The sequence below is a fragment of the Dactylosporangium sp. NPDC051484 genome (genome assembly GCF_040689395.1).
Classification (GTDB): Bacteria; Actinomycetota; Actinomycetes; order Mycobacteriales; family Micromonosporaceae; genus Dactylosporangium.
Genome location: NZ_JBFAZX010000017.1, coordinates 81,884 through 97,844, shown reverse-complemented (window position 1 = coordinate 97,844; position 15,961 = coordinate 81,884). Strand labels below are relative to the sequence as shown.

The window sequence follows — 15,961 nt, the reverse complement described above, 5'->3', positions numbered from 1 at the left end:
GGAGCGGAGGGGCCGCTCACCATGGGTGCAGGTTGAGCTCATGCCGCAGCCGGAGCGAAGCGGAGGTTTCGGCGTGAGCGGTCCGGAGCGGAGCGGAGGGGCCGCTCACCATGGGTGCAGGTTGAGCTCATGCCGCAGCCGGAGCGAAGCGGAGGTTTCGGCGTGAGCGGTCCGGAGCGGAGCGGCGCCTTCGGCGCGGGCAGTGTGAACCTGGTCATCGACGCGATGGGGAAGCGGTGCCCGCTGCCGGTGATCATGCTGGCCAAGCTCGCCGCGGGTCAGCGGCCCGGCACCGAGATCGCGGTGCTGGCCGACGACCCCGCCGCGGCCATCGACATCCCCGCGTGGTGCCGGATGCGCGGTCACACCTTCCTGGTCACCGAGGGTGACCGCCACACGGTGCGCCTCTAATGCCCCAGGGCGGCCTATCCGGCTAGGCCGCGGGCGACCCGGCGCCGCGCAGGCGGCGGATCAGCAGATACGCCTCGCAGCCCAGGCACAGGCCGAAGAACCCGTTGAGGAACGCGGCGACCAGCGCGAACGCGGCGAAGACGATACCCAGCACGGTCGCGCCGGACAGATACCCGGCGACCGCGACCAGCGTGAAGACCAGGCCGACCGACTGCGCGAAGCGAACCGGGGCGGGGTCCTCGCGCTCCGTCGGCGGGGCCAGGCGCGGGGCGACGAGGTAGCGGTAGAGCAGCCCATACGGGGTGCGGCGCGGGTCGAAGGCGCCGATGGCGAAGATCACGGCCTGGGCCAGGGCGAGCCAGGCGCTGCCGGTCAGCAGCACGACGACGAAGACGACCGTGGTCAGCACGGCCGCGAAGCGGGGGCCGCGCGGGTCGAGGCCCACCGGGCCGGCAGGCGCGCCGGCGCCGCTGCTGTTCCTGCTGTTCCCACTCATGAGGCGAGGACCTCCGTGACGGTCCGCCGAAGGGCGGCGCGATCGGGCACGCCGACGGTCCGGCGGGCCACCCGGCCGCGGCGGTCGACGACGAGCAATGTGGGCAGGCGCCAGATGTCGAGCCGCCGGACGGCGTCGAGGTGCTCGTCGGCGTCGACCTCGACGTGCCGGACGCCGTCGAGGTCGCCGACCACGTCGGCGCAGACGGCGCGGACCTGCCGGCAGGGCGCGCAGGTGGCCGAGGAGAAGTGCAGCAGCACGACCGAACCGCCGGCGCCCCGGCCGTCGCCGGCGGGTGGCAGGAGGCCGGGCGGCAGATCGCCCCCGGACGCGCGAAGGCGGCCGTAGCGGGCCCGGTACACCAGGCCGGCCACGGTCGCCGCGGCGAGCACCGCCAGGACCACGTACGTCACGGCGGCAACGATACTCTCGAACCCTATAAAGCCGATAGGGATAGCGAGGCCACGCGGGTCACTCGGGCAGGTGCGCGCGGATCTCGTCGGCGGCGCTGTCGCCGTAGGTGTCCGCGACCCGCTTGGCGAACTCGTCGCGCTCGATGGTGTACTCCTGCGGGCCGACGGTCTCCAGGACCAGCGCCGCGACCGTCGAGCCGACCTGTGCGGCGCGCTCCAGGCCCAGGCCCCACGACAGCGCGGAGAAGAAGCCGGAGCGGAAGCCGTCGCCGACGCCGGTCGGGTCGACCGTCTGCACGCCGCGAATCGCCGGTACCTGGATCTCCTCGTCAAGGGTGCGGCTGCGGATGACCACGCCGTCCTTGCCCAGCGTGGTGACCAGGATGCCGACCTTGTCCAGCAGCAGCTCGGTGGTCAGGCCGGTCTTCGACTCGAGCAGCTCCTTCTCGTACTCGTTGGTGAGCAGGTAGGCCGCGTCGTCGACGAGCTTGCGGATCTCGTCGCCGGACATGCGGGCCAGCTGCTGGGAGCTGTCCGCGGCGAACGGGATGCCCAGCTCGCGGCACTCCTCGGTGTGGCGGACCATGGCGACCGGGTCGTTCGCGCCGATCAGCACCAGGTCGAGGCCGTCGAGGCGGTGCCGGACCGGCGACAGCTCGATGTTGCGTGCCTCGGCCATGGCGCCCGCGTAGAACGACGCGATCTGGTTCATGTCGTCGTCGGTGGTGCACACGAACCGGGCCGTGTGCGCGATCTCGCTGACGTAGATGGAGTCGCAGTCGACGCCGTGGCGGGTCAGCCAGCTGCGGTAGTCGTCGAAGTCGGCGCCGACGGCCCCGACCAGGATCGGGCGCAGGCCGAGCAGGCCCATGCCGAAGGCGATGTTGGCGGCGATCCCACCGCGGCGGACCGTGAGGTCGTCGACGAGGAACGACAGCGAGACCTTGTGCAACTGGTCGGCCAGGAGCTGCTCGGCGAAGCGGCCCGGGAAGTGCATCAGATGGTCGGTCGCGATCGAGCCGGTGACGGCGATCTTCATGGAAACCTCGATGGGTCGGGGCGGGTGGCCACGGAAAGAGCTCCGGGAAAGAGCTCCGACAGACTACCTCTGGCACACCGACCGGCCACCAACGTTCACCAATGGACGGCCGGTTCGAAAAACGCACCGGACCCCCTCGCGCCTTGGCGGCACGAGGGGGTCCGGGGTGAGTGATCAGGCGATCAGTGGAACGAGTCGCCGCAGGCGCAGGAGCCCTGGGCGTTCGGGTTGTCGATGGTGAAGCCCTGGGCGTCGATGCGGTCGGCGAAGTCGATCGTCGCGCCGGTCAGGTAGGGCACGCTCATGCGGTCGACGACGACCTCGAAGCCGTCGTAGGTGCTGACCTTGTCCCCATCGAGCGCGCGCTCGTCGAAGAAGAGCTGGTAACGAAGGCCCGAGCAGCCGCCGGGTTGCACCGCGACACGCAGCCGCAGGTCGTCCCGGCCCTCCTGCTCGAGCAGTGCCTTCACCTTGAGAGCGGCATCCGCGGTAAGGCCGATGCCGGCCGGGTTGTCCGTCTGAACGGGCTCGGCAAGCTGCGAAGCGGTCACGATCAAGCTCCCTGCGGTGATGTCTACGGTTCCTCCGGGTGCCAACACCGCGGCGTCCGGTGGCATTCCCTCTCATAGTGACACGGTTTCCGCTAGCGGCTCCACTGCCGGGCGAGGCGTTGTCCGAGTTCACGCAGGCCGTCGGCCGGCCTGGCCAGCGCCGTGGCGACGCTGCCGAAGTGCTCGACCAGCGAGTGGGCCTCGGTGACACCGATCGCGGCGGCCTCCCGGCGGCCGGCGTCGACCCGCCCGGCGACCACCACGCACGGCAGGCCGAGGTCGCGTGCGGCGTTCGCCACACCCGCCACGACCTTCCCGCGCAGCGACTGCTCGTCGAAGGAGCCCTCGCCGGTGACGACCAGGCCGGCCCGGTCGAGCTCCTCGTCGAGCCGGGTGAGCCGCAGTACCAGGCCGATGCCCGACGCGACGCGCCCGCCGAGGGCTAGGACGGCGGCGCCGAGCCCGCCGGCCGCGCCCGCGCCGGGCAGGGCGGCCAGGCCGGCCGGCGCCCCCGGGAGCGTCTCCAGCACCTGCGCGAAGCGGGTCAGCGCGGCGTCGAGCAGAAAGACGTCCTCCCTGGTCGCTCCCTTCTGCGGGCCGTAGACGGCGCTGGCGCCGTGCAGGCCGAGCAGCGGGCTGTCCACGTCGGTTGCCGCGATCAGGGTGGCCCCGCGCAGCCGCGGTACGCCGCCGAGGGAGGCGCAGGCGGACAGGGCCACTCCCCCGTACGGCAGGGCGTAGCCCGCGCCGTCCAGCGGCGCGGCACCGAGCGCGGCGAGCAGCCCGGCACCGCCGTCGTTCGTGGCGCTGCCGCCGAGGCCGACGACCACCTGCCGGGCCCCGGCTTCGAGCGCGGCGAGGACCAGCGGGCCGAGGCCGAAGGTCGTGGTGTGCTTCGGATCACGTTCCTGCGGGGTGAGCAGGTGCAGGCCGCACGCCTCGGCGCTCTCGATGTAGGCCGTCTCGCCGTCGAGCAGCACGTGCCCCACGACGGGCCGGCCCAGCGGGTCGGTGGTCGGCACCGTGAAGCGCTTGGCGTCGGGCAGGGCCGTGGCCAGCACCTGGCCGAAGCCGGTGCCGCCGTCGGACAGGGGTCGCAGGACCAGTTCGTCGGCCGGCCGCTCGGCGCGCCAGCCCTCGGCGAAGGCCTCGGCCGCGGCTACCGCCGGGATCGTGCCGGCGAACTTGTCCGGGCACACGAGCACGCGCATCCGGCCATTGTGCATGTCACGTTTCGTGGGGTGACGCAGCATGGGACGATCGAGCGGTGACCTGGGCTGAACCGTCCTCAACCGCCACCGCGCTGCTGCTGCTGGGCCGCGGCACCGACCCCGACACCGAGGCGGGCGTCGAGTGCCCGGGCGACCTGCCCGCCCCGAGCGACCCGGGCCTGGTCGAGCGCGCACGCGCCGCCAAGGCCGCCCTCGGCGACCGCGTCTTCGTGCTGGGTCACCACTACCAGCGCGACGAGGTGATCCAGTTCGCCGACGTGACCGGTGACTCCTTCAAGCTCGCCCGCGAGGCCGCCGCCCGGCCCGACGCCGAGTACATCGTCTTCTGCGGCGTGCACTTCATGGCCGAGAGCGCCGACATCCTCACCTCCGACGCGCAGCGGGTCGTGCTGCCCGACCTCGCCGCCGGCTGCTCGATGGCCGACATGGCGGTGCTCTCGCAGGTCGAGAAGGCCTGGGAGCGCTTCGTCGAGCTGGGCCTCGTGGGCGCGGCCGGCTCCGTCGTGCCGGTGACGTACATGAACTCCTCCGCCGACATCAAGGGCTTCGTCGGGCGCAACGACGGTGTCGTGTGCACCTCGTCCAACGCCGAGACCGCGCTGCGCTGGTCCTTCGAGCAGGGCACCAAGGTCTTCTTCCTGCCCGACCAGCACCTCGGGCGCAACACCGCGGTGCTGAAGCTGGGCATGGAGCTGTCCGACTGCGTCCTCTACGACCCGCACAAGCCCGGTGGCGGCCTCACCGACGAGCAACTGCGCGGCGCGAAGATGATTCTCTGGCGCGGCCACTGCTCCGTGCACGGGCGCTTCACGCTCGACGCCGTCGAGGACGTCCGCGCCCGGGTGCCGGGGGTCAACGTGCTGGTCCACCCGGAGTGCCGGCACGATGTGGTCACCTCCGCCGACTACGTGGGCTCCACGGAGTACATCATCCGTGTGATCGACGACGCACCGGCCGGATCCGCCTGGGCGATCGGCACGGAGCTCAATCTGGTCCGGCGCCTGGCGCTCGCCCACCCGGACAAGCAGATCATGTTCCTGGAGCGCAACGTCTGCTACTGCTCGACGATGAACCGCATCGACCTGCCGCACCTCGTCTGGGCGCTCGAGGAGCTCGTCGCCGGGCGGGTGCCGAACCAGATCACCGTCGATCAGCAGACGGCGCACTACGCGCGCGTCGCGCTCGACCGGATGCTCGCCCTGCCGTAAACAAGATCGAGAACCGTCCCTTAGCGCATAAGGGACGGTCACCCTCTGTGGTGAACAGTGTCAGAGTCCTGTCTTCGTGCCAAGCCTGACGTGCGGGCGACTTTTGCATGCAGTAGATGTGGATATGCTGCGCGGGCGACGCGGCGCGACTTTCGCGCCTCGGTCACGCTCTGTCAGCGTCTTGCTTCTTCGTTCCTGCCTGCAGGAGGGGTTTCGTGACCAACTACGACGCCGGTGACGTCCTCACTGTGCACGGCGGCACGCCGCTCAACGGCGAGCTCCGTGTGCGCGGTGCCAAGAACCTCGTCTCCAAGGCGATGGTCGCCGCCGTGCTCGGTGAGACTCCGAGCCGGCTGTACGACGTTCCCGCGATCCGCGACGTCGAGGTGGTCACCGGCCTGCTCGAGCTGCACGGCGTGAAGGTCACGCGGGGCGAGCTCGACGGAGAGCTCGTCTTCGATCCGTCCAACGTCGAGTCGGCCAACGTCGACGAGATCAACGTCCACGCCGGCTCGAGCCGCATCCCGATCCTGTTCTGCGGGCCGCTGCTGCACCGGCTGGGCCACGCGTTCATTCCGGATCTGGGCGGCTGCAACATCGGTGGCCGGCCGATCGACTTCCACATCCAGGCGCTGCGCGAGTTCGGCGCGGTGGTCGACAAGTCCGAGAAGGGCATGGACATCACCGCGCCCGACGGACTCAAGGGTGCCAAGCTGGAGCTGCCGTATCCGTCGGTGGGCGCGACCGAGCAGATCCTGCTCACCGCGGTGCGTGCCGAGGGCGTCACCGAGTTGCGCAACGCCGCCGTCGAGCCGGAGATCATCGACCTCATCTGCGTGCTGCAGAAGATGGGCGCGATCATCAAGGTCCACACCGACCGCGTCATCGAGATCCAGGGCGTTCCCCGCCTGACCGGCTACAGCCACCGGCCGATCCCGGACCGCATCGAGGCGGCGAGCTGGGGCGCGGCCGCGCTGGCCACTCGCGGCGACGTGTTCGTCCGTGGCGCTCGCCAGGCCGACATGATGACCTTCCTCAACCTGTTCACGTCGGTCGGTGGCGCCTTCGAGATCGACGACGCGCCGGGCAAGGGCGGCATCCGCTTCTGGCACCCGGGCGGCGAGCTCAAGGCCGTGGCCATGGAGACCGACGTCCACCCGGGCTTCATGACCGACTGGCAGCAGCCGATGGTCGTCGCGCTCACCCAGGCCCGCGGGCTGTCGATCGTGCACGAGACGGTGTACGAGCGGCGGCTGGGCTACACCGCGGCGCTCAACCAGATGGGCGCGACCATCCAGACCTACCGCGAGTGCCTGGGTGGCACCCCCTGCCGCTTCGGCCGGCGCAACTTCATGCACTCCGCGGTGATCGCCGGCCCGTCGAAGCTGCACGCGGCCGACCTGGTCATTCCCGACCTACGGGCCGGGTTCAGCCACCTGATCGCGGCGCTCGCGGCCGAGGGCACGTCGCGGGTGTATGGCGTGAAGCTCATCCAGCGCGGCTACGAGGACTTCGAGGCCAAGCTCAACGCCCTGGGCGCACACGTCGAGCTGGGTTAGGCCGAGTTAGGCCCGGGTCAACGTCAGACCCGGGTCAACCCGGGCGGAGTTGGGAGAAATCGGCTGAGAGGTGGCCGACGCTGCTGATCCGGCGCAGCGTCGGCTAACCTTCGTGGCGTGCCGTCGCTGTTTCGCCGTAAGTCAGAAGAGCCCGCCGCCTCGGTCGCCGTCTCCGAGCCCGAGCCGGAGCTGACGCAGAAGGGCCACACCCAGAGCAAGCGCGAGCTTGGCGTGAAGACCCCGAAGCGGGTCGTAGCGGGACGCCGGGTCGCTGAGCCGCCCGCGGCCAACCGCCGGGAGGCCGCCAAGCGCCTGCGCGATAAACAGCGCCAGGAGCGCATCGAGGCCCGCGAGGGGATGGCCAACGGCGACGAGCGCTTCCTGCTGGCCCGTGACAGGGGCCCGGTCCGCAAGCTGGTCCGCGATATCGTCGACTCACGCCGGACGATCGGCACCTGGTTCTTCGGCACCACATTCCTGGTCATGATCGTCGGTTTCAACCGCACCCTCGACCCGAGCATCTACCTGGCCGCGAACGCATTGTTCTTCGTCATGCTCCTGGCGACAGTCGTCGACGGGATCATGATCTCGCGGACCGTGAAGAAGCTGGTCAAGCAGCGGTTCCCGGACGCCAAGGATCGGATGGGCTCGCTGTATCTTTACGCGATCATGCGCTCGATCTCGTTCCGCTTCATCCGAAACCCGAAGCCGCAGGTCAAAGCCGGTCAGGCCATTTGATCCACCCCGCCGCCGCGCGACGGGTCCCGCCAGTCCCCGGACACGTTTCGGTGGTGGCGGTGGCGGTGGCGGGCGTCAAGCCGTAATCTCCCTTCGCGACCGGACCACGATTTCACCGGGTAGGCGCGTGGCGGGCGCCGGTACATGAGGGTGCCCGAGTGTGGCGAGGAGAGCGAAGCTGTGAGCGACGAGTACCCGGGAGAAGAGCCGGGAACCGCCGCGCCCCCCTGGGCGGCCGCGCCTACCGTGTCGTGGGGACGGGTACCAGAACAGCGACGCGACGATGCCGACCGGCACGGATATCCCCGCCCTGACCAGCGCGACCATGGCGACCGTGGCCGCGGCGACCATTGGGTCCAGGGTGACCACCGAGGCCGAAGCGAGCAGCGCGGGCCCGGTGACCAGAGGGGCTACAGCGACCAGAGGGGCTACGGCGATCCGCGGGGCTACGCCGATCCGCGCGACCCCCGCGGCTACCGCGATCCACGCGACCCTCGCGGCTACGGCGACCCTCGCGGGCCCGAGCAGGGCGGACCCGGGCGGCCGCCGCAGGGCAACGCCTATGGGCGCCCGCGCAGCCGCGCGCTCGACGAGCCGACCGATGAGGTCCCGCGGGTGCGCCGCGGCTCGCCCGGTCATCCCCACAACTCGCAACCCGGCGCCCCGGACCGCTCGTCCGGCCGGGCCGGCGTCGGTGGCAGCGGCGTCTACGGTGCGCCCCGCGACGCGCCCGTCAGCTCCGCGCCTGTGAGCAGCGCGCCCGTCAGCAGCGGCCCCATGGGTGATCATGGCAACGCCCCGGTGAGTGGCGCTCCCGTCAGTTCCGTGCCCGTCAGCTCAGTGCCCGTGAGCGCCGCTCCAGTCAGCTCGGTGCCTGTGAGCGCCGCGCCCGCCGGGTCGCCGCCCTCCGGGATCCGCGTCGAGTTCGTCGAGGTCGCCGAGGCGCCCCCGCCCGCCGTGGCGTCGGGCACCGCGATGGGGTCCTACCAGTCGGCGACGCTGACCGGAGCGGGCGTCGACGGGCTGCAGGCGACCGGCTACCTGCCGATCGTGCGCCCGGGGGCCGAGGGGTTCCCGCCGGAGCTCGCCGCCATCGCGCCCACCTCGCCGCCGGGGCCCCGGGCCGAGCCCGCCCATGCGCCGGGGCCCGACCCCGAGCAGGTGCTGGCGTCGTACGTGTGGCGCTTCGACCCCGACACGCTGCGCGAGCAGATCGAGGGCGACGAGGTCACCGAGCTCACCGAGATCCGCGACCAGCTGACCGCCAAGCTCAACGGCGTCGCGGACAACCCGACCCGGGCCCGGCTGCTGAGCCTGCGGGGGGTCGTGTCGCGCATCCTCGGCGACCTGCCGAAGGCGTTCGCCGACGGCAAGCTCGCCCTGGCCCACGCCGAGGCGACCGGCGAGCTGCGGCGCATCGCGATCGCGCAGGCCCGGCTCGCGCACGTGCTGCAGTGGCGGGAGGAGTTCGAGGAGGCCGACCGGCTGTTCACGCTGGCCAACTCCTCCGAGCTGCCGGATCGGCTGCGGGCCACCATGCACCAGCACGCGGGCAAGTGCGCGTATGACCAGGGCCGCTACATGGAGGCGTGCAACCACTTCGAGCGGGCGCTGGACCTGCGCAAGGAGGAGGACCCGGAGCTCATCGCGCAGACCGAGCTGGCGCTCGACGCGGTGTTCCGGCGGGTCGCCGAGAAGGGATGGGGGCCCTACCCCCGCACCCGCGAGGAGATCCTGCAGATCCGCAAGCCTCCCGCCCCCGCGTTGAACGAGCAGACCCAGCGCTGGGGCTACATCGAGTCCGACGGCAACTTCGTCATCGGGCCCGGGTATCTCGACGTCCAGCCGTTTCGCGACGGCGTCGCCTGGGTGCACCGGCAGGGCGCGCAGAACTGGGAGCTCATCGACGACACCGGGCGGGTGCTCATCGAGCCGGCCGCCGGGTATGCCGGCGTGGGCAGCTTCTCCGACGGCGTCGCCTGGGTGTCGCGCGACGGCACCACCCGCTGGATCGCGATCGACAAGAACAACACCGTGCTGATCTCGACCGGCTACGACGACGTCCGGCCGTTTCGCCGGGGCGTCGCCGCGGTGCGCCGCGGGCCGCACTGGGGCGCGGTCGACGGGGTCGGCCGGGTCGTGGTGCAGTTCCAGTACGACGGCTTCGCCACCGCGCTGCTGGACGGGCGCTACATCGACGGGTTCAGCGACGAGGGCCTCGCCGTCGTGTCGCTGGACGGGCGCAAGGGGGTCGTGGACCGCTCCGGGCGGGTGCTGGTGCCGCCCGTGCACCACACGATCATGATCCACCCGGTGGCGTTCCTGATCGTCGACGACGCGCAGCGCTGGGGCGCGCTCGACCGGCGCGGGCGGACGATCATCCAGACGTCATTCTCCAGCCGTACCGGCGTCACCGACGAGATCGACCGGCTGCTCGCCGACACCCGCCCGGTGATGTGACCCGCTCGCGACATAGGGTCGCAGCATGGAGTTTCGTCACCTCGGCCGTTCCGGCTTGCTCGTCAGCGAGATCTCGTACGGCAACTGGATCACCCACGGCTCGCAGGTCGAGGCGGAGCAGGCCACCGCTTGTGTGCACGCCGCCCTCGACCTCGGTATCACCACCTTTGACACCGCCGACGTCTACGCGGGCACGCGGGCGGAGGTGGTGCTCGGCGACGCGCTGAAGGGCCAGAACCGCGACGGCCTGGAGATCTTCACGAAGGTCTACTGGCGCACCGGCCCGGGGCGCAACGACAGCGGGCTGTCACGCAAGCACATCATGAAGTCGATCGACGGCTCGCTGCGCCGCCTGCAGACCGACCACGTCGACCTGTACCAGGCACACCGGTATGACCACCACACGCCGCTCGAGGAGACCATGGAGGCGTTCGCCGACGTGGTACGGGCCGGCAAGGCGCACTACATCGGCGTGTCGGAGTGGCGGGCCGAGGAGATCCGGGCCGCGGCGGCACTGGCGAAGGAGCTCAAGATCCAGCTGGTGTCCAACCAGCCGCAGTACTCGGCGCTCTACCGGGTCATCGAGGCCGAGGTCGTCCCGGCCTCCGAGGAACTCGGCCTCGGCCAGATCGTGTGGTCGCCGCTGGCCCAGGGCGTGCTCACCGGCAAGTACAAGCCGGGCCAGCCGCCGCCGGCGGGCTCCCGGGCGACGGACGAGAAGTCGGGGGCCGGCTTCATCGCCCGGCTGCTGCAGGACGATGTGCTGGAGGCGGTGCAACGGCTGCGTCCGCTGGCCGATCAGGCCGGCCTCACGATGGCGCAGCTCGGCGTGGCCTGGGTGCTGCAGAACCCCAACGTCTCGTCGGCGATCGTCGGCGCCACCCGGCCCGAGCAGCTCGAGGACAACGTCAAGGCGTCCGGGGTGAAGCTCGACGCGGAGCTGCTGAAGCGCATCGACGAGGCACTCGAGCCGGTCATCCAGCGGGACCCCGCGCTCACGCAGAGCCCCGCCGAGCGCCCGTAAGGCCCGCTCAGAACGACCAGAACTTGAACAGGTCGTAGCCGACGGCGACCTGGTAGGACGGCAGTCCTATCAGGTCGCCGATCCAGAACACGACGCTGAAGAACCAGGCGTTGATCTTCGGCGACCACAGCAGCGCGATGAGGATCAGCATGCCGTAGGGCGCCATGTGGCTGAAGCCACGCCGCCACTGCGGGGAGAGCCAGGGGTAGAGCAGGTTGCCGCCGTCGACGCCGGGCATCGGCACGAAGTTGAGGACGCTGGCGGTGATCTGTAGGAAGGCCAAGAACGCCAGCCCGGCCCAGAACGCGGGCTGGCCGGCGCCGTCGAGGCCCATCGAGAAGGGCAGCACCAGGACGATCGCCAGCACGAGGTTGGTCGCCGGCCCGGCGAAGCTGATCAGGCTGTCGACCAGTCGGCTGCGGATCGCGCCGTGGTTGACCCAGACCGCGCCGCCCGGCAGGCCGATGCCGCCGATGAGGACGAAGACCAGCGGAAGCACGATCGACAGCAGCGGGTGGGTGTACTTGAGCGGGTTGAGCGTCAGGTAGCCGCGGTGCGCGACGTCGTCGTCGCCGCCCTTGAAGGCGACCAGCGCGTGCGAATACTCATGCAGGCACAGCGAGATGGTCCAGCCCGCGGCCACGAACAGAAACACGTTGATCTTGTCGTTGCCGAATCCGGACCACGCCATCCAGCCGCTGACGACGAGCAGCGCGACCAGCCCGAGGAACAGCGCGCTGGGGCGGAACGCCTCCTTGGGCAGCCGGCCGACCCGGCTGCCGTATCGGCCGTAGGCCACCTCAGCCCCCAGCCGGCAACAGACTCATCTTGTACTCCGTGCGGTCATCCTCGGTGAGGATCGCCGTCGCCGCGCCATTGGCCACCAGCTCCCGCCAGCTCTGGCCGAGCCACGACTCCGCGTCGGACTGGCTGGAAAACGCCTCGTTCGGGCCATCGACGGGCCTGCTCTCAGCGTCTTCGAACTGCCACGTCCACGCCATGGTCACACTCCTGTCCACGGTAGAAGACTTCGAGCGTATCGGCCCCGTGGCCCTGAGCCGAGTCCGGCCACGGGTGTCCCTCTAAAGTACGGGGCATGCGGTTGCTGGTGCTCGGAGGAATCCGGTCCGGAAAGTCGGAAGTGGCAGAGGCGCTCGTCGCTGGAGCCGCCGTGGTGCGATACGTCGCGACCGCACGGTCGAGCACCTCGGACGACGGCTGGGCGGCACGGATCGCCGCGCATCGGGCGCGCCGGCCGGACAGCTGGCTGACCGAGGAGCTGGGCGACTCGCCTGGCCGCCTCGCGGAGCTGCTGACCGCCGCCAAGCCCGAGGAGACGCTCCTCGTCGACGATCTCGGCGGCTGGCTCAGCGCGGTGTACGACACCGCCGGCGACTGGTCGGACCCCGCGGCGGCCGACGGGCAGACCGCGGCGCTCGCCGACGCCGTGCGCTCGTGCGCGGCCGAGCTCCTGGTGCTCGTGGGGCCCGAGGTGGGCCTGGGCGTGCTGCCGGCGACCGAGGCGGGCCGCACGTTCGCCGACGCCTCCGGGCTGCTCAACCAGCGGGTCGCGGCCGCCTGCGACGGCGTGGCCCTGGTCGTCGCGGGCGAGGTGAACTGGCTGCGCGGCGGCGAACTGGTCGGCCACGCCGGCGTGCGCGACACGGCCCCCGCCGCGACCACCGCCCGGGTCGCCGCCCCCGCCCCCGCCGAGCCGTTCGTGTTCGAGGCGGCCGGCGCCGGCTCGGTGCTGTCCACGGCGGACGGTGGCGAGACGCTGTCCTTCTCCCCGGGCATGGAGCTGCCGCTGCCGGACGAGTCGACGGCCCAGGAGGCCGTCGATCGGCTGCTGACGCTGCGGCTCAACGGCGCCGGCCTGGGTGGCCTGATCCCGGTCGTGCGCTTCGCCGGCGGGGTGCAGGGCCGCCCCGACCCCCGCCCGTTCCAGCAGCCGCGCGTGCTGGTCCTGCGCGGCGACCGCTCCGGCGGGTTCGCCGCGGGCGACTCGGCGCAGGCCGCCGACCGCCGCCTCGACGAGGTCGTCGAGGGCACGGCCACCATCGCCATGCTCGCCGCGACCGCCGGGGCGAGTGTCCAGGCCATCGACTGCCCCGACGCCGGCTCGGCCGAACTGCACGACGCGCTCGACGACGCAGGCGTGGACGCCGCGCTGACCCTGGGCTGGCGGCTCGCCGACGCGGCCGCCAATGAGGGCGTCGACGTGCTGGTCCTGGCCTCCTGCGGGGCCGGCGCCGACGCCGCGGCGGCCGCGGTCGTGGCGGTGCTCACCGGCGCCGAGCCGGCCGCCCTGCTCGGCCGGGTCGTGGACGCCTCCGGCTTCGTCGACGACGCCGCCTGGATCCGCAGGGTGGGCGCGATCCGCGACGCGCGGCACCGCGTCCGCAACCGCACCCGCGAGCCCCACGTCATGCTCTCGATGCTCGGCGGCGGCGACATCGCCGTGGCGACCGGCGTCGTGCTCGGCGCCGCGTCCCGCCGCCTGCCGATCATGATCGACGGCCCGGTCGCGATCGCGGCCGCGCTTGTGGCGCGGGACTACGGCGCTCAGACCCGGCACTGGCTGCTCATGCCCGACCACGGAGACAATCCGACGGTCAAGCTCGCCGCGGACGTGCTCGGCGCCGCGCCGCTGCTGCAGCTGCGCCTCGGCCTCGGCGAGGGCGCCACGGCGCTCACCACGCTGCCGCTGGTCAACACGGCGCTCACCATCGCCGCCGCGACCCCGCCGCGCGAGGCGCCCCCGGCCGAGGCCGAGGACGGGCTGAGCGAGCAGGAGCGCATCGAGTCGGAGATCCAGCGCGTCGTGGCGGACTCGCCGACCGCCGAGATGCCGTACGTGAAGCCGCCGTGGGAGGACTGAGGCTCGCACTGAGCCTGTTCACCGTCGCGCCCGTCCGCGCGGACCGGGTGGATCGGCCGACGGTACGCCTGGCGATGCTCCTCGCGCCGCTGGCCGGCGCCCTGCTGGGCCTGGTGGTGGCGGCCGTGGCCCTGGCCCTGGTGGCCGCTGGTGCCGCCCCGCCGCTGGCCGGCGCGATCCTGGTCGCGCTGGCCCTGCTGCTGACCCGCGGCCTGCACGTGGACGGCCTGGCCGACACGGCCGACGGCCTGGGCTCGTACTCCACGGCGGACAAAGCCCTGGAAATCATGAAAAAGTCGGATATCGGACCGTTCGGCGTGGCGGCGATCGCCGCGGTGCTGCTGGTCGACGCCGCCGCCGTGACCAGCCTGCTGTCGGCGCCGATCTCGACCGCCCTGGCGACGGTGGCCGTGGCCTTCGCCGCGGGACGCCTGGGCGCGACGGTGGCCTGCCGCAGGGGTCTGCCGGCGGCCCGCCCCGAGGGCCTGGGCACCCTGGTCGCGCAGACGGTGCCCGTGCCCCTGCTGGCCGCGGTCGTGGCGGTCATCGCCGCCGCGGCGGCCCTGGTGGACGCCTGGCGCGGTCCCCTGGCGGTCGCGGTGGCGGTGGCGGTGGCGTGGGCCCTGACAGCCCACGCGCGGCGCCGCCTCGGCGGCATGACGGGCGACGTGATCGGGGCCGCGATCGAGCTGTCGACGGCGGCCGCCCTGGTGGTCCTGGCGACGCACTGAGCGGCGCGCCGGACCGGGCCCAGGGTGGCTCAGCGAACCGACGACCTCACGAACGGCGGCTTCACCACTCGGACCGCCGAGCGGCGGCCGCGCACGTCCAGGGCCACCTCGTCGCCTTCGCCGATGCCCGACGCCGTGTCGATCAGGGCCAGGCCGATGCCCACCTTGCGGGTCGGCGAGAACGTGCCACTCGTCACCTCGCCGATCGGGGCGTCGCCCGACAGCACCGCCATGTGGGCGCGCGGAATGCCCCGGTCCAGCGCCTCGATGCCCCACAGGACCCGGCGCGGGCCCGCGGCCTTCTCGGCCAGCAGCGCCTCGCGGCCCCAGAAGGCCGGCTTGTTCCAGCCCACGGCCCAGCCCGAGCGCGCCTGGACCGGCGTGATGTCGAGCGAGAGGTCCTGGCCGTGCAGCGGATAGCCCATTTCGGTGCGCAGGGTGTCCCGGGCCGCCAGGCCGCACGGGCGGGCGCCCGCCGCCACGACGGCGTCCCACAGGGTGTGCGCGTCGTGGGACGGCACGACGATCTCGTACCCGTGCTCGCCGGTGTATCCCGTCCGGCACACCACGACGTCGGTGCCGTTGTAGGCCGATACCGTGAAGCTCATGTAGTCGTGGTCGGTGGGCAGGCCCAGGGTGGACAGCAGGTCCGTGGAGCGGGGGCCCTGCACCGCCAGGACCGCGAACAGCTCGTGCTGGTCGACCACGCTGATGCCGTTGGGCGCCTCGGCGCGCAGCCGCCGGACGACCTCGGCGGTGTTGGCGGCGTTGGGGATGAGGAAGACGTCGTCGTCGCCGAACCGGTACGCGATGAGATCGTCCACCACGCCCCCGTTCTCGGCCAGGCACAGGGTGTACTGGGCCTGACCAGCGGTGATGCGGTCGAGGTCGTTGCTGAGGCAGGCGTTGACGAACGCGGCCGCGCCACGACCACGTATCCGGGCCTTGCCCAGGTGCGACACGTCGAACACCCCGACGTCCTCGCGGACGGCCGCATGCTCCTTGAGCACGCCACCACCGGCGTATTCGAGGGGCATCTCCCAGCCGCCGAACGCCGCGAACTTGGCACCGAGCGCCGCATGACGGTGATACAACGCGGGGTGCCGCAAGGGTTGCGTCATGCCCGCAACCTATCGCGTTGGTTATCGTGTCCTGCACCCGATTGGGCGGCATGCTGAACCTGCGGAGAAGCCGCAGTGGATCTGTCGCACGAAGTAT

The 15,961-nt window shown here is 71.9% G+C and carries 17 protein-coding genes; 8 read left to right on the top strand and 9 right to left on the bottom strand.

Annotated features, from left to right (window positions below; genetic code table 11):
- The first annotated feature begins 225 nt into the window (after positions 1 to 225).
- Positions 226 to 411 (top strand): sulfurtransferase TusA family protein, encoded by a 186-nt coding sequence (locus AB0367_RS25170; protein ID WP_366228902.1) that lies wholly within the window; start codon positions 226 to 228, stop codon positions 409 to 411.
- A gap of 22 nt (positions 412 to 433) precedes the next feature.
- On the opposite strand, the gene AB0367_RS25165 is transcribed toward AB0367_RS25170, so the two are convergent.
- The 5 genes from AB0367_RS25165 to AB0367_RS25145 all read right to left on the bottom strand — a co-directional run bounded on the left by AB0367_RS25165 (position 434) and on the right by AB0367_RS25145 (position 4,121).
- Positions 434 to 907, bottom strand: coding sequence for a DUF4395 domain-containing protein (locus AB0367_RS25165; RefSeq protein WP_366228862.1), 474 nt, complete (start codon positions 905 to 907; stop codon positions 434 to 436).
- Positions 904 to 1,320 (bottom strand): thioredoxin family protein, encoded by a 417-nt coding sequence (locus AB0367_RS25160; protein ID WP_366228861.1) that lies wholly within the window; start codon positions 1,318 to 1,320, stop codon positions 904 to 906. Before AB0367_RS25160 ends, AB0367_RS25165 begins: the two co-directional genes overlap by 4 nt.
- 58 nt (positions 1,321 to 1,378) lie before the next feature.
- Complete coding sequence (locus tag AB0367_RS25155; RefSeq protein WP_366228860.1) at positions 1,379 to 2,359, bottom strand: carbohydrate kinase family protein; 981 nt, start codon at positions 2,357 to 2,359, stop codon at positions 1,379 to 1,381.
- 182 nt (positions 2,360 to 2,541) lie between these two features.
- A complete protein-coding gene (locus AB0367_RS25150; protein WP_350552481.1) occupies positions 2,542 to 2,910 on the bottom strand; it encodes an iron-sulfur cluster assembly accessory protein in 369 nt (122 codons plus the stop codon).
- Between the two features lie 92 nt (positions 2,911 to 3,002).
- Positions 3,003 to 4,121: a glycerate kinase gene (locus AB0367_RS25145; RefSeq protein WP_366228859.1), complete on the bottom strand. Its 1,119-nt coding sequence runs from the start codon at positions 4,119 to 4,121 to the stop codon at positions 3,003 to 3,005.
- Positions 4,122 to 4,177: 56 nt separating this feature from the next.
- Here AB0367_RS25145 and nadA point away from each other — a divergent pair, with 56 nt between their 5' ends.
- From nadA to AB0367_RS25130, 3 genes are all read left to right on the top strand, one after another.
- The gene (nadA, locus tag AB0367_RS25140) at positions 4,178 to 5,350 is read left to right on the top strand and encodes a quinolinate synthase NadA (RefSeq protein ID WP_366228858.1); all 1,173 of its coding nucleotides are present in this window, start codon (positions 4,178 to 4,180) and stop codon (positions 5,348 to 5,350) included.
- A 215-nt stretch (positions 5,351 to 5,565) separates the two neighbouring features.
- Complete coding sequence (murA, locus tag AB0367_RS25135; RefSeq protein WP_366228857.1) at positions 5,566 to 6,909, top strand: UDP-N-acetylglucosamine 1-carboxyvinyltransferase; 1,344 nt, start codon at positions 5,566 to 5,568, stop codon at positions 6,907 to 6,909.
- Between the two features lie 117 nt (positions 6,910 to 7,026).
- Positions 7,027 to 7,647, top strand: a complete 621-nt coding sequence (locus tag AB0367_RS25130; RefSeq protein WP_366228856.1) for a DUF3043 domain-containing protein — start codon at positions 7,027 to 7,029, stop codon at positions 7,645 to 7,647.
- A gap of 785 nt (positions 7,648 to 8,432) precedes the next feature.
- On the opposite strand, the gene AB0367_RS25125 is transcribed toward AB0367_RS25130, so the two are convergent.
- Positions 8,433 to 8,618, bottom strand: a complete 186-nt coding sequence (locus AB0367_RS25125) for a pentapeptide repeat-containing protein (RefSeq protein WP_366228855.1) — start codon at positions 8,616 to 8,618, stop codon at positions 8,433 to 8,435.
- Positions 8,619 to 8,622: 4 nt separating this feature from the next.
- On the opposite strand from AB0367_RS25125, the gene AB0367_RS25120 reads away from it, so the two are divergent.
- Complete coding sequence (locus AB0367_RS25120; protein WP_366228854.1) at positions 8,623 to 10,107, top strand: WG repeat-containing protein; 1,485 nt, start codon at positions 8,623 to 8,625, stop codon at positions 10,105 to 10,107.
- 25 nt (positions 10,108 to 10,132) lie between these two features.
- A complete protein-coding gene (locus AB0367_RS25115; RefSeq protein ID WP_366228853.1) occupies positions 10,133 to 11,131 on the top strand; it encodes an aldo/keto reductase family protein in 999 nt (332 codons plus the stop codon).
- 7 nt (positions 11,132 to 11,138) lie between these two features.
- On the opposite strand, the gene AB0367_RS25110 is transcribed toward AB0367_RS25115, so the two are convergent.
- Both AB0367_RS25110 and AB0367_RS25105 read right to left on the bottom strand, forming a co-directional pair.
- The gene (locus AB0367_RS25110) at positions 11,139 to 11,930 is read right to left on the bottom strand and encodes a site-2 protease family protein (RefSeq protein WP_366228852.1); all 792 of its coding nucleotides are present in this window, start codon (positions 11,928 to 11,930) and stop codon (positions 11,139 to 11,141) included.
- Between the two features lies 1 nt (position 11,931).
- Positions 11,932 to 12,132: a hypothetical protein gene (locus AB0367_RS25105; protein ID WP_366228851.1), complete on the bottom strand. Its 201-nt coding sequence runs from the start codon at positions 12,130 to 12,132 to the stop codon at positions 11,932 to 11,934.
- A gap of 95 nt (positions 12,133 to 12,227) precedes the next feature.
- On the opposite strand from AB0367_RS25105, the gene AB0367_RS25100 reads away from it, so the two are divergent.
- Both AB0367_RS25100 and cobS read left to right on the top strand, forming a co-directional pair.
- Positions 12,228 to 14,012: a bifunctional adenosylcobinamide kinase/adenosylcobinamide-phosphate guanylyltransferase gene (locus AB0367_RS25100; RefSeq protein WP_366228850.1), complete on the top strand. Its 1,785-nt coding sequence runs from the start codon at positions 12,228 to 12,230 to the stop codon at positions 14,010 to 14,012.
- Positions 14,000 to 14,743, top strand: a complete 744-nt coding sequence (cobS, locus tag AB0367_RS25095) for an adenosylcobinamide-GDP ribazoletransferase (RefSeq protein ID WP_366228849.1) — start codon at positions 14,000 to 14,002, stop codon at positions 14,741 to 14,743. Before AB0367_RS25100 ends, cobS begins: the two co-directional genes overlap by 13 nt.
- Before the next feature lie 29 nt (positions 14,744 to 14,772).
- On the opposite strand, the gene gcvT is transcribed toward cobS, so the two are convergent.
- A complete protein-coding gene (gene gcvT, locus AB0367_RS25090) occupies positions 14,773 to 15,864 on the bottom strand; it encodes a glycine cleavage system aminomethyltransferase GcvT (RefSeq protein ID WP_366228848.1) in 1,092 nt (363 codons plus the stop codon).
- Positions 15,865 to 15,961: the final 97 nt, after the last annotated feature.

Coding starts and splice junctions, on each gene's coding strand:
- AB0367_RS25155 (WP_366228860.1), bottom strand. CDS start 2,359: ATGAAGATCGCCGTCACCGGCTCGATCGCGACCGACCATCTGATGCAC.
- AB0367_RS25115 (WP_366228853.1), top strand. CDS start 10,133: ATGGAGTTTCGTCACCTCGGCCGTTCCGGCTTGCTCGTCAGCGAGATC.
- AB0367_RS25170 (WP_366228902.1), top strand. CDS start 226: ATGGGGAAGCGGTGCCCGCTGCCGGTGATCATGCTGGCCAAGCTCGCC.
- AB0367_RS25105 (WP_366228851.1), bottom strand. CDS start 12,132: ATGGCGTGGACGTGGCAGTTCGAAGACGCTGAGAGCAGGCCCGTCGAT.
- AB0367_RS25120 (WP_366228854.1), top strand. CDS start 8,623: ATGGGGTCCTACCAGTCGGCGACGCTGACCGGAGCGGGCGTCGACGGG.
- AB0367_RS25165 (WP_366228862.1), bottom strand. CDS start 907: ATGAGTGGGAACAGCAGGAACAGCAGCGGCGCCGGCGCGCCTGCCGGC.
- AB0367_RS25145 (WP_366228859.1), bottom strand. CDS start 4,121: ATGCGCGTGCTCGTGTGCCCGGACAAGTTCGCCGGCACGATCCCGGCG.
- AB0367_RS25100 (WP_366228850.1), top strand. CDS start 12,228: ATGCGGTTGCTGGTGCTCGGAGGAATCCGGTCCGGAAAGTCGGAAGTG.
- gcvT (WP_366228848.1), bottom strand. CDS start 15,864: ATGACGCAACCCTTGCGGCACCCCGCGTTGTATCACCGTCATGCGGCG.